Annotated in this window: 10 protein-coding genes; 5 read left to right on the forward strand and 5 right to left on the reverse strand. The window is 64.5% G+C overall.

Annotated elements, in window-relative coordinates; genetic code table 11:
• Positions 1–202: 202 nt before the first annotated feature.
• The 3 genes from KMAL_RS03260 to KMAL_RS03270 all read right to left on the reverse strand — a co-directional run bounded on the left by KMAL_RS03260 (position 203) and on the right by KMAL_RS03270 (position 4,134).
• Positions 203–2,392, reverse strand: a complete 2,190-nt coding sequence (locus tag KMAL_RS03260) for an EAL domain-containing protein (RefSeq protein WP_110094324.1) — start codon at positions 2,390–2,392, stop codon at positions 203–205.
• Positions 2,393–3,140: 748 nt separating this feature from the next.
• Positions 3,141–3,719, reverse strand: coding sequence for a cytochrome b (locus KMAL_RS03265; RefSeq protein ID WP_110094325.1), 579 nt, complete (start codon positions 3,717–3,719; stop codon positions 3,141–3,143).
• A gap of 7 nt (positions 3,720–3,726) precedes the next feature.
• The gene (locus KMAL_RS03270) at positions 3,727–4,134 is read right to left on the reverse strand and encodes a hypothetical protein (RefSeq protein WP_146044139.1); all 408 of its coding nucleotides are present in this window, start codon (positions 4,132–4,134) and stop codon (positions 3,727–3,729) included.
• Between the two features lie 276 nt (positions 4,135–4,410).
• On the opposite strand from KMAL_RS03270, the gene KMAL_RS03275 reads away from it, so the two are divergent.
• Positions 4,411–5,088: a hypothetical protein gene (locus tag KMAL_RS03275; protein ID WP_239019920.1), complete on the forward strand. Its 678-nt coding sequence runs from the start codon at positions 4,411–4,413 to the stop codon at positions 5,086–5,088.
• Positions 5,089–5,296: 208 nt separating this feature from the next.
• On the opposite strand, the gene KMAL_RS03280 is transcribed toward KMAL_RS03275, so the two are convergent.
• Both KMAL_RS03280 and KMAL_RS03285 read right to left on the reverse strand, forming a co-directional pair.
• Positions 5,297–6,298: a hypothetical protein gene (locus KMAL_RS03280; RefSeq protein ID WP_110094328.1), complete on the reverse strand. Its 1,002-nt coding sequence runs from the start codon at positions 6,296–6,298 to the stop codon at positions 5,297–5,299.
• A 226-nt stretch (positions 6,299–6,524) separates the two neighbouring features.
• A complete protein-coding gene (locus tag KMAL_RS03285) occupies positions 6,525–7,199 on the reverse strand; it encodes an ATP-dependent Clp protease proteolytic subunit (protein WP_110094329.1) in 675 nt (224 codons plus the stop codon).
• Positions 7,200–7,378: 179 nt separating this feature from the next.
• Between KMAL_RS03285 and KMAL_RS03290 the strand changes: the two genes are divergently transcribed.
• The 4 genes from KMAL_RS03290 to recJ all read left to right on the forward strand — a co-directional run bounded on the left by KMAL_RS03290 (position 7,379) and on the right by recJ (position 12,996).
• Positions 7,379–8,344, forward strand: a complete 966-nt coding sequence (locus tag KMAL_RS03290; RefSeq protein WP_110094330.1) for an OmpA family protein — start codon at positions 7,379–7,381, stop codon at positions 8,342–8,344.
• A 90-nt stretch (positions 8,345–8,434) separates the two neighbouring features.
• Entirely contained in the window at positions 8,435–9,667 is a 1,233-nt protein-coding gene (locus KMAL_RS03295; RefSeq protein ID WP_110094331.1) for an LL-diaminopimelate aminotransferase, read from the forward strand.
• 29 nt (positions 9,668–9,696) lie between these two features.
• Positions 9,697–11,031 carry a homoserine dehydrogenase gene (locus KMAL_RS03300; RefSeq protein ID WP_110094332.1) on the forward strand — a complete coding sequence of 445 codons (1,335 nt, stop codon included), beginning with the start codon at positions 9,697–9,699 and terminating at the stop codon, positions 11,029–11,031.
• Positions 11,032–11,148: 117 nt separating this feature from the next.
• Positions 11,149–12,996, forward strand: coding sequence for a single-stranded-DNA-specific exonuclease RecJ (gene recJ, locus KMAL_RS03305; RefSeq protein WP_110094333.1), 1,848 nt, complete (start codon positions 11,149–11,151; stop codon positions 12,994–12,996).
• Positions 12,997–13,023: the final 27 nt, after the last annotated feature.

Here is a 13,023-nt window from a genome sequence, read left to right on the forward strand (position 1 = left end):
CGTGCGTCCCACAACAGGAAAGACGGCCGCGCACATAATAGTGCACCGCCGTCCCCAAGCGCCCCCAGACGCAAAAAACGCCATGCCATACCATCCTTCCCCATGATCGGGGTGCGGATGGCACGGCATGGCGCATCGCAAAGGCGCCGTTCAACACCCGCCCCGCCCTCCTGCCGGATGGGCGGGGCAAGCCTGCACCCCCTCAGGTCGCGCGGGCGCGCACCCACTCTGCCACGCCTTCGGGCGGCATCGGGCGGGCGAACAGGTAGCCCTGCATGACGTCACAGTTCAGGTTCTTGAGCATGTCGCGCTGCTTCTCGGTTTCCACGCCTTCGGTCACGACCGTCATGCCAAGGCGCGAACCGATGCCGATGACCGCCGTCGTCACCGCCTGGGCATTCGCATCATGGTCGAGGTTCATGATGAAGCTGCGGTCGATCTTGATCTCGCTCAGCGGCAGGCGCGTCAGGCGCGACAGCGAGGAATAGCCCGTGCCGAAATCATCCATCGACAGGCCGATGCCAAGGTTGCGGATCGCCTGCAGGACGCTCATCGTCTCTTCATTTTCCTCCATCATGACGCTTTCGGTGATTTCCACCGTCAGGCGCTCCGCCGGGAGGCCATGGTCACGCAGCAGGCTGGACAGGTATTCCGGCAGCAGGCGGTCGCGGAAATGCCCGGCGGACAGGTTGACCGCCATGGTCGGCACATGGATGCCTTCGCGGTCCCACATCGTCATCTGGCGCACGGCCTTTTCCAGCGACCATTTGCCGATCGCCTCGATCTGTCCGGTTTCCTCCGCCACCGCGATGAAGCGGGAGGGATAGATGTTGCCCAGCGTGGGATGGTTCCAGCGCGACAGCGCCTCCACCCCGTAGATCATGCCCGTGCTGGATTCCACCTGCGGCTGGTAATGCAGCGTCAGCAGGCCATCGGCGATGGATTCACGCAGCGCAAGGCCCAGCACAAGGCGGTCCTGCGCGGCCTTGTTGTCCTCGCTGGAGGCGACGCGGAACGTGCCCGGCCCCTGCTTCTTTGCGTTGCGCATCGCCTGTTCGGCGTAACTGAGCAGCGATTCCCCGTCCGGCCCGTGTTCCGGATACTGGCTGATGCCGATCCCCACGGTCCCGACGATCTGGTTGCCCGCGATCTCGATGGGTTCGCGCATGCAGTCCATGATCTTGCGCGCGAAATCGGCCACCGTCTCTTCGGTGACATTGGGGACGATGATGATGAATTCGTTCGCGCCCGACCGGCTGAGGATATAGTTGCTGCGCGACAGCCGCTTGAGGCGTTCGGCCACGGCCTTGAGGAACCCGTCGCCATGCACATGGCCCAGCGCGTCGTTGATGTCGCGGAAACGGTCCACGTCGATCATGTACACCGCAAAGCGGCTTTCATTGGGGGACGTGATCATCGTCCTGAGCATCCGGTGGGCCACCGAACGGTTCAGGAAGCCGGTCACCGGGTCATAGTTCGACAGTTGCGAGATATGCTGCCGGGCCTCGTGCTGTTCGATCACAAGGCCGCAGAACGGCACGCAGCCTTCGACGATCTTCTGCGGCCAGTTGCTCAGCTTGTGCTGGTTGCGCGAATACAGCGCAAAGATGCCAAGCGAGCGCCCCTTGCGGTTCTTGATCGCCAGCGCCCAGCATGAATGCAGCCCCAGCGACGCCCCAAGGGCAAGGTAGCTGTCCCACACGATGGTCGTGGCTTCCGCCGGGTCGGAATCCAGCGCATGCAGGTCGGCCTGCGTAAGGGTCAGCCGTTCCAGCGCCAGCGCGAAGCGCCGCGGCAGGCCGGGACCGGAGAGGATCTGCAGGCGGTTTTCCTCATCAAGGAGGATCAGCACCGCGATCGTGTTGGGAACGAATCCCTCGACCTCCTGGCAGATCATGTCCGCCACGTCCTGGATCATGGTATCGCCCGACAGGGCATGGAAGACGCTGTTCTGCAGGTCGAGCAGCCGCTTGCGATGCCCTTCCTCCGTCACGCCCTTCATGAACGCCATGTAGTAGCGCTTCTTTTCCGGCCCGATCAGCGCGGTCGAAATCGACAGTTCGCCGGAGATGTAATCCCCGGCCTTGCTTTCGAACGTGACCTCACGCGATGTGCCGACGATCTTGTTGATGCCCGTCTTGCGGTTGGCATCAATATAGCTGTCATGTTCCTGGCGGTAGATACTGGGCACGAGGCAGCTGACGTTCCTGCCCAGCACCTCTTCCTTGGAATAGCCCCAGAGATGTTCCGCTGCTGTATTGAAGAAGACGATGATGTTCTTGTCATCAATGATAACGACACCATCCGAGGCCTGTTCCAGCAGGTCGAGGCCAATACCGGAATCCATCGGCAGCAGGGAAGAAGACACGGGTTTTGTATCGATCTCATTCATGGGGTCATGGGTCCACAGTCATCAACAGATCAGGAAATAACGGCGTATCGGACATCAGGACCTGACAGGACACCCCCATACGGGAGGGGCCATGCAACGGGGGCAGGCCTGCTGGTTACCGAAACATTATTTCAGGGCGGTTCAGGGAATACCGCATCACCCCTGCCTTGGGACGGCGATATTCAGGATATTCATGCTATCTTGTTGTATACTACTTTCATACGTTTCTAAAAATGAAGTATACATGCAAATACAAGGCCATAGGATACCTGTCTTGTGTTTCACGATTTATTAATGAAATTACGAGAGTGTTGCAAGGGTAAAGATACATATCTGATGCAATTAAATTGGCCCGCGGCCATTCCAGACCCGGCATGCCAACTGGGCCAGGCTTTCATTTTCCCCTATGATTTCAATGACATGCCAATATATTTAATCAAACATACCAGCCAGTGTCCTTCCTGTCCGGCTTCCCTGAAGATCACTTCAGTTTTTGTTTAAATTGCGACTTCCTCGCCCTGTTTTGCACATATTTTGTACACTGCGGAACAGTTTGCGTCATGATTTCATGGATTGGTACCCGATACATAAGAATAATATCCTATATATTCATCAATATTTCCACTTTACCTGCTTCCGCTTGCAGGAATTAAATCCTACGCATGACAGGGATGCGCCATGCTCGAAACCTCATGCCCCGCCATGAAGCCCGTCATGGCGGAACAGCTGATTAAAAGTACGTAACCTTTTACCCGGCCTGCCTGCGCGATGGCAGCATCCGCTGCAGTACCCCGTCATGGCAGATGACGGCATGGTATATGGCGGCCACCGCATGGAACGCCGCGACCACGATCAGGCCCCAGGCCAGCCAGTGATGGCACTGCCCGAAAATCCGCTGCACGCCGACGCCCATGTCCGCAAAGGGCGAATTGATCGGCACGCCGAATGCCACGACCGGCCGCCCCCGTGACCAGCGGAGCATGTAGCCCAACGCGATTTCCGCGCCCAGCATGACATACAGGAGCCAGTGCACCAGTCGCGCCAGGTGGTCGAGGGGGGTGCGCACGGGAAAGCGGATGGCCCGTCCCCCCGTCACCGCCCAGACGATGCGCGTCAGGAAGGTCGCGGCCAGCAGCACCCCGACCGAGGTGTGCGTCATGATCATCGCCACCCGCACCTCGGTGCCACGCGGCATGAAGCCCCATGTTTCACCGAACGCGAACTGCACCAGCACCATCACCGCCGTCAGCCAGTGCAGCCACCGTGTCTCCACACTGTAGCGGACGGGAAGCGGCCCCCCGGCGGGGGACACAGGGGATACGGGCATCCGGACCTCAGTTCATGCCGGGTGCCGCGGAGCTATCCACGCCGCCGACATTCATGTTGCTGAATGTGCCGCCATCGGGCGATCCCATGCCGGGCACGGCCTCGCTGGAGCCACCGGGGATCGTGCTCTGCGACTGGATGCCGCCGCCATCACCATACCGGTCGGCTGGCATGATGCCGTCCCCCGTGCCCATCCCGGCCTCGGACGAATTGTACTGCGATGCGCCGCCGGCCGTCGGGCCGTAATTGTCAAGGCGGCTGTCACCGCTGTACCCGCCCCCGTACTGGCTGCCGCCATAGGTCGCGCCACCTGCGGGCGGGCGCGCCTGCGCCATGTCCACGGCACCCGCCATTCCCGCAACCAGCAGGCCCGCCGCCAGCACGCGCCACCGTGGGGTCTTCTCATATCCGGCCATCGTCATCCTCCGCTCGTCATTCCTGCATGCCATCGCGTCACCTGCCCGGTTTGCGGGCCATGCGCGACAGGTTCGTCCGTGTGGTACACACGATAGCGCCGTCAGGGGTTAATATCCAACAACTCCCCCATGCGGGGATGGCACATATGCGTGCCCCGCCGGGACATGCGGAAGAAAGGAAACGCCCCGCCCGACACCCCGTCCCTGCCGCCCCCAAAGCGTGGCGGCCCTGTAATTCCACGATTTGCATCCTCCGCCCGCCGCGATGCGAACGGCATGCGCTCCCCTCCCCGCCACCCACGCCCCGCAGCAGACGCGACCGAGCCATACCGTGGCCGGACGGCTGCCGCCGGGGCCGGTTGCACCGCCGGGACAGGAAGCGCACAGTCGGTCCCGCCGTCTTCATGGCTGGATATCGCACGCAAGCGGAGATTACCGATGACCACCCTGTCCACCCTCCCCCTGACACAGATGAAGGTCGTGTCCGACCTGCTCGCCGCACCGGTGGGGACGGTCCTCCTCGCCTCGGAAATATCGCGTGACGAACCCAAGATCGTCATCCGCAGCCGCCTCGTCTCCGCCGAAGGCACGAAGCCGGGACTGATCCTGATGACACCGGAAATGAAGGGATATTTCGCCCCGGACGAATTCTGCACCGAATTCGTGCGCAGCGCGCTCGACGTGACCGAGGTGATGCCCGCCATCCTGACCAAGATCCTGCCCGGCTTCCGCTACAAGTTCGATGCGGTGGTGCGCGGTGACGTATGGCACCTGCAGGATGAAAAGGGTCAGGATTTCGCGGGCCTTGCCATCGGTTCGGATGAAGAGGAGAGCAAGGTGTTCGGCTATGCCCGGATTACCGATGGCCGCATTGGCGACATCGTCCCGGCAAAGCGCCTTGCCTATCTGGGGCAACTCGACTTCGCTGCCGCGCCGGCGAAGGTCGCTGTGTAATTACTGTTTAAAACAAAAGTTTCCGGTGCCGCCTTTTTTAAAAAAGGCGGCGTCTTTTGAAGCTTTTTGGAAAAAGCTTCACCAAAAAATTCTTCAAGTTTTTCAAACAGTTATTCAGAAAGGCTTATGGTACCCCAACGAAAACGGCCCCGTCCCCGGCCTTTGATGGCAGGGGACGGGGCCGCGTCAGGCGCACATCGTCCGGGGGTCAGGAAATGGCCTGCTGCCCCTCCAGCCTGCGTGATTCAGGCGTGCGCGGCAGGAAAAAGCGCAGGAACCGCGCAAGGTTCGGCGCCAGTTTCGGGCGCAGCAGGCGTGGGTCATAGCCCGAGAAGCGGCGCTCGTTCTCATTGAGGCACAGGTCCAGGAAATCACGCAGCGGCATGTCGATGCTTGCCACTTCCTTGGTGCCGTTGACGGTGAAGTTGTTGTCCTGTTCGTGGACATTGCCGTCCGCATCCATCGTCTTCGCCATGCCGAGGCGTTCGTAGACCAGGAACACCCACACCGCGAGGACACGGATCTCGAACCACGGGCGCTTCCACAGCGGCATCGTCGCGCGGTGCCACGCCAGCCAGTTGGCGAACAGCAGGATATGGCGGCATTCCTCCTGCATCACCGGCTCGAACGTCTCCACCAGTTCCGCCGGGAAGAAGCCAGAACGCTTCGCCACCTCGAACAGGCCAAAGGCGAAGAAGCTGTCGACGCATTCGGAAAAGCCGGTGACAAGGTAGGCCCACTCCACATCGCGCGGTTCGTGGTAGGTCGGCTCCGACGCCAGCGGGATGCCATAGGCCTCCACCATCTTGGAGAGGACCTCCTTGTGGCGGTTTTCCTCCCACGCATTGCGCGACAGGGCGTCCTTCATGTCCGGGTCGTCAATCAGGCGGGCATAGGCGGCCATGCGCAGGCGGGCCTTGCCCTCGGTCTGGACCGCGATGTCCCAGATCGGCAGCGACGTCACCCGGCGCAGCGTGTCCGCATCCAGCTTGGGCCATTCGATGACGGACGGCTTGTAGGGATTGAAGGTCTCGCGGAACATCTCCGCCACGGCGCGCTTGTGCTCTACCGAGCCGGGCTTCAGCGGCCCCGGCACCGGACTCGACCAGTGACGCGCCGTGTAATCCGCCTTTGCCACGGCATCAGGTGTGGCCTTGCCGGGGTCCTGCGCCTCCGGCAGGTTGGTATAGATGTCTGAAAGTGCGTTCATGTGTCAGCTCGCTGATCGAAACGGTATCGCGGGAATTCACCGATCGGCTGGCACCAAAAAAAACAGTCCGCCGCCATCGCGGCACACGGAAATGGTCGTGCCGACCGGGCAATGAACTGTTCTTCGTTGCACAAGGACGCTGAATTCCTGGCGGACCCTGTTATGCGCCCCACTGGGGCGACGGCGGCAGTATGGGGGCTGCCGCCGTCGCCGCCCTTGTCATGGATCAATGAATGTCGGAGATATTCTCGATCACGCGTGTGACGAGGCCATACTCGATCGCCTCCGGCGCGGACATCCAGTAGTTACGGTCCGTATCCTTGCAGATCTTCTCGTACGGCTGCCCGGTCTCGCGCGCGAACAGGCGGTTGAGGCGTTCGCGCATCTTGACGATCTCGCGCGCCTCGATGTCGATGTCGGTGGCGGGGCCACGCACGCCACCCATCGGCTGGTGCAGCAGGAAACGCGTGTTGGGCAGGCAGTAACGCCGTTCCTTATTGCCCGCGGCATAGATCAGCGCACCCGCCGACGCCACCCATCCGGTGCCGATCATGTTGACCGGGGCGACCGAATCGACAAAGCGGATCATGTCATGGATGGTGTCGCCACTTTCGACATGGCCGCCGGGCGAATTGACATACACGTCAATCGGCTTGTCCGACGCGCCGGCCAGCGCCAGCAGGCGGCCGGTGACATCGCGGGCGATCTTGTCATTGATCGGCCCGAACACCAGCACCTTGCGCTGGTCGAACAGGCGGCTTTCCAGTTCGCTGATGGGCGAGGAGAGCGTGCGGTTGCGATCGGGTTCCTCGGTCTCCGGGCCTTGGGGTTCGGGGATGTCGGGATCGCGCGGATCCTCGTCATCCATGCGGACGCGATCTTTCGGCTGCATGCCGTTCATTGGGCTCTCCCTCTTTTCCGGGGCTGGCATAGTCATGCCCCTATCCTGCGCTGCCTTGGCCGTGGTGCCAAGCCCTGTCGAACGATCCGGGTCCCGCGACCTGGCGCGCCGCCCCTCGCTATGACGGGCGGGACAGGGTAGTAGGAAACATCGTGTGACATCTGTTTGACGGAGTGGATATGGGCAATCCTGCGCCCGCGCCAAGTTCCGATGCGTTCTTTTTCGTGCGTCGCGGCCATTCATGCCGCATCGCGGCGGGCAGTGGCGCGCGCCTGGCATGGGCCGTTGCCGCCATGGCCCTGCTTGGCGGGTGCGGGTCGGGCCATCGCGATACGGTCGATACGCTGACGGACTGGTACCATAACCACCAGGGCGGCGTCATCGGGCAGCAGCGCCCGCCCCCGCCCGGCGCGCACGACCCGTATCCGCGTGTCGGGCTTGGCCCGCGGGAGGCCCCGGCCATGCCGTCACAGGACCTGCGCGACGACATCACCACCGACCTGACCGAACAGCGCAGCCTGATCCACCGCGAGGACGCGACGATGGGGCCGATTCCCTCCGTCGCCGACGTGCCGCCGCCGCCCGTCGCCCCTGCCGGCGGCACGCAGTCGGCCTCCTTCGCCGCGGCAGCCTCCCCCGCGCCGGCCGGCACGTCGCGCCCCGCGCGGGAGGAGGACACCACGATCGCGATGCCGGAAGTCAGCACCACCCTGCCGGGCGACGCACAGATCCTGCCCACCACCCTGCCCGCGCTGGCAAAGGCCCCGCCAGAACCCGTGACCATCGCCGGGATCGGGACGATCGGGACGAACGAGGGCGTCAGCCGGCCCCTGCCGGACTACCAACTTGGCAACGACCAGGGGCGCGCCATCGGCTTTGAACCCGGTTCGGACCAGATGCGGCCCGGGCAGGCGCGCGCGCTGTCGGACATCGTGAACGGGCGTGGCGACGGGACCATCGTCATCAACGGCTATGGCGACGCCACCACGGCGAGCGCGCAGGGACAGGCGCAGGCCATGTCGCTGGCGATCCTGCGCACCCGCACGCTGGCGCACGCGCTTGTGGCGCAGGGCGTGCCGGAATCGGCGATCCGCCTGCATGCCGGGGCGTTCGGGACTGGTGCAAGAGTTGGCATCGTGCACTAATGTATCCGCCGGCCCGCCATCCTGGCGGCCGTGGCTTCAGATTCCCAACCCGGCGCGATCCCAGATCCCGCCTGCCTGCAGAGCAGTCCCATGACCGAAGAATTCCATCGCATCCGCCGTCTGCCGCCCTATGTTTTCGCCGAAGTGAACAAGGCCAAGGCCAGCGCGCGAGCCCGCGGGGAAGACATCATCGATCTGGGAATGGGCAACCCCGACACGCCCACGCCCTCGCACATCGTGCAGAAACTGGTGGAAACCGTGGCGGATCCGCGCGCGCACCGCTATTCCGTCAGTCGTGGCATCCCCGGCCTGCGGCGCGCGCTGGCGGGCTATTACGAACGCCGCTTCAATGTCGGCCTCGACCCGGAAACCGAAGTGATCGCGACCCTCGGCTCCAAGGAGGGGCTGGCGAACCTTGCCTCCGCCATCACCAGTCCGGGCGATACGATCCTCGTGCCCAACCCGTCCTATCCGATCCACCAGTTCGGGTTCATCATCGCGGGGGCGTCCGTGCGGTCCATTCCCGCCACCCCGGACGAGGAAATGCTGCGCGCGCTGGAACGCGCCGTGCATCATTCGGTGCCGAAACCGACCGCGCTGATTGTCAATTTTCCGTCAAATCCGACCGCCTATGTCGCGGACCTCGATTTCTACCGCGAGCTTGTCGCCTTCGCCCGCAGGCATGAGATCTGGATCATGTCCGACCTTGCCTATGCCGAAATCTATTTCGGGGACCGCGTGCCGCCCTCCATCCTCGAGGTGCCGGGCGCGAAGGACATCGCGGTGGAGTTCACATCCCTGTCCAAGACCTATTCCATGGCGGGCTGGCGCATGGGCTTTGCCGCGGGCAACCCGCGCCTGATCGCCGCGCTGACGCGCATCAAGTCCTATCTGGACTATGGCGCGTTCACCCCGATCCAGGTTGCCGCCGTCGCGGCACTCAGCGGGCCGCAGGACTGTGTCGCGGAAATCCGCAACATCTATCGCGAACGCCGCGACGTGCTGATCCGCGGCCTGCATGCGGCCGGGTGGGACGTGCCCTCGCCCGAAGGCTCCATGTTCGCATGGGCCCCCATCCCCGAGAAGTTCCGTGAGATGGGCAGCGTCGCCTTCTCCAAGCTGCTTCTGAAGGAGGCGGGGGTCGCGGTCGCACCGGGCCTTGGCTTTGGCGAACATGGGGAGGGCTTCGTGCGCATCGGCCTTGTGGAAAACACCCAGCGCCTGCGTCAGGCGACGCGCGCGATCCGCCATTTCATGTCGGCCCACAACGCGGCCGCGCCCGCGCCGCAGCGTGACCCCGCGGTCACGGATTCCGTTTCCTGAACGCTTCTCACTTCCCTTACGGAAAAAACATGACTGCTGCTTCTTCACCTGTTGAGCCCCCTCCCCTGCGCATCGGTATCGCAGGGCTGGGCACGGTTGGCGCCGGTGTCGTCAGGATGCTGCGTGAAAACGCCGCGCTGATCACGGCGCGCGCCGGGCGCCGCCTGGTCGTCACGGCGGTCAGCGCGCGCGACCGCACGCGCGATCGCGGCGTGGACCTGTCGGATGTCGCATGGTGCGACGATGCCGCCGAACTCGCCGCGCATCCCGATGTCGACGTCGTGGTCGAACTGGTTGGCGGCGCGGAAGGCATCGCGCGCAAGATCGTCACCGGCGCGCTGGAAAACGGCCGGCCGGTCGTCACCGCGAACAAGGCGCTGATGGCGATCCATGGCGCGGAGCTTGCGACCCTGGCGCAGAAGGCCTGCGTGCCGCTGATGTTCGAGGCGGCGGTCGCCGGCGGCATCCCCGCCATCAAGACCGTGCGCGAGGCGCTGGCCGGGGACCGGATCCTCAAGGTCGGCGGCATCCTCAACGGCACCTGCAACTACATCCTGACCGCGATGCGCGAGACGGGGCGTGATTTTGCCGACATCCTCGCCGATGCGCAGAAACTCGGCTATGCCGAGGCCGATCCCTCCACCGACGTGGACGGGGTGGACGCGGCGCATAAACTTGCGATCCTTGCCGGCCTGGCGTTCGGGCGGCCGGTGGTCTTTGCCTCGGTCTATATCGAGGGGATCCGCCGCATCGGCGCGCTGGACCTGCATTTCGCGCGCGAACTGGGCTACCGCATCAAGCTGCTGGGCATCGCGCGCCAGCATGAAAATGGCATCGAGGCACGGGTGCATCCGTGCCTCGTGCCCAACACGACGCCCATCGCGCAGGTCGATGGCGTGTTCAACGCCGTCGTGGCCGAAGGCGCGTTCGTCGGGCGCCTGATGCTGGAGGGGCGTGGCGCGGGCGAAGGCCCGACCGCGACCGCCGTCACCGCCGACCTGATCGACATCGCGCGCGGCAACGCCATCCCCGTATGGGGACGCAGCACGGATGGCCTGACGCAGGCCGTCGCCCTGCCGCGCGCGCAGTTTGCGGGCCGGTATTACCTGCGCCTGAACGTGGTGGACCGTCCGGGCGTCCTGGCGGACATCACGGCGGTGCTGCGTGACAATGGCGTGTCGCTGCATACGATGCTGCAACACGCCCATGCGCGTGAGACGCTGCCCGATGACAGCCACAGCGTCCCGCTGGTGCTGATCACCCACCATACCAGCGAGGCCGCGATGCTGCATGCGCTCAGGCACATCGCGCACCTCAAGTCGGTGCTTGACGAACCGGCCATGATCCGGATCGAAGGGGACTGATCCCCTTCCGCCATCCCCCGTTCCCCCTTCTGCCAAGGATTGCCAGATGACCGATGCCCCCGCCGCCCGCAGCCCCCTGCCCCTGCATACCGCGACGGGGGCGCGGGCATGAACGGCATGACGACGGACGGGATGCTGGCGGCGGACACGGTGGACGATACGGATGATGCCCTTGTGCTGGGCGTGCGCTCCAGCCTGACGGGGCGGCGGTGGCTGTGGCGCGATGCGTCGGCCACGCGCGATGCCGGGCTTACGGCGCGCATGGGCATGGCGATCATGCAGCAGGCCGGCGTGCCCGAAGTGGTCGGACGCATGCTGGCGATGCGCGGGATCGCGCCCGACGCCGTGCAGGATTTCCTCAGCCCCACCCTGCGCGCGCTGATGCCCGACCCGGCCGGCATGATCGACATGGACAAAGCGGCGCAGCGACTGGCGCAGGCCATCAGGACATCGGAAACCGTCGGCATCTTTGGCGACTATGACGTGGATGGCGCCTGTTCGGCGGCGCTGCTGACGCATTTCCTGCGGCAGATGGGCTGTCGCGTCATCACCCATGTCCCTGACCGCATGAGCGAGGGCTATGGACCCAATACCCCCGCGCTGGAGGCGATGATCGACAAGGGCGCGGGCCTGATCGTCTGCGTGGACTGCGGCACGGCGGCGGCGGACATCCTCTCCCCCCTCTCGGCACGGGCGGACATCATCGTGCTGGACCATCACAAGGTGCAGGGCGCGCTGCCGCGCATCACGGCGACGGTCAACCCGAACCGGCTGGACTGCACCTCGCGCCTGCATGGGGCGTGCGCCGCCGCCGTGACCTTCATGGCGGTCGTCGCCACCACGAGCCTGCTGCGCCGCGAGGGATGGTTCGAGGCGCGGCCCGTCCCGCAACTGATGGACTATCTCGACCTCGTGGCGCTGGCGAGCGTGTGTGACGTCATGCCGCTGACGGGGCTGAACCGCGCCTTTGTCACGCAGGGCATGAAGGTCATGGGCCGTCGCCAGCGGATCGGCCTGAACGCGCTGCTCGACGTTGCGGGCGTCAGCGATGACCGGCTGACCTCCACCACCTGTGGCTTCGCCCTTGGCCCGCGCATCAATGCGGGCGGGCGGATCGCGGAATCGGGACTGGGGCTGGAACTGCTGCTGTGCGAGGACGAGGCCGAAGCCCGGCGCCTGGCGGAGCGCCTGGATGCGGTCAACCGCCGTCGCCAAACGGTGGAGGGCGATATCCTCGACATCGCGATGGAGATGGCCACCCGCCAGCGTGAGGAAGGCCATCCCGTCCTGCTGCTGTGCGGTCGTGACTGGCACCCCGGCGTGGTGGGCATCGTGGCGGGACGGGTGAAGGAAAGGTTCAACCGCCCTGTCCTGGTCGGTGCGATGCTGGAGGACGGGACGGTCAAGGGATCGGCACGGTCCGTGCCGGGAATCGACCTTGGCACGGCCATCATCGCGGCGCGGCAGGCGGGCCTCCTGACATCGGGCGGGGGACACGCGATGGCGGCGGGGTTCGGCCTGAAGGCGGAAAACATTTCCGCGCTGCATGCGTTCCTTGATGAACGGCTGGAGAAGGCGGCGGCATTGCCCGATGCGGTGGACCTGAGCATCGAAGGCGTCGTGGGCGTCCCTGCCGCGACGGTGGAACTGGCGAACGATATCGGGCGCCTGGCCCCGTTCGGGTCGGGCAATGACGAACCGCTGCTGGCGCTGCCGCGCGTGCGCATCGTGCGCGCCGACCGTATCGGGCGCGAAGGCAATACGCTGAGGTTGCTGATCGAGGGGGAAGGCGGCGGCCCGCGCCTGAAGGCGCTGCTGTTCCGCGCCGGTGACAATCCCATGACGCCAGTGCTGGAGGATCGCAACGCCCCGCCGCTGCATCTGGCCGGATGGTTGCAGGCCCAGACATGGAACGGCCGCACGACCGCCAGTTTCTTCATCCGTGACGCGGCTTTTGCGAATTAATTTTCATATTCTGATTTCAGGGGGTTG

It is taken from the genome of Novacetimonas maltaceti, assembly GCF_002906255.1.
Lineage (GTDB): Bacteria > Pseudomonadota > Alphaproteobacteria > Acetobacterales > Acetobacteraceae > Novacetimonas > Novacetimonas maltaceti.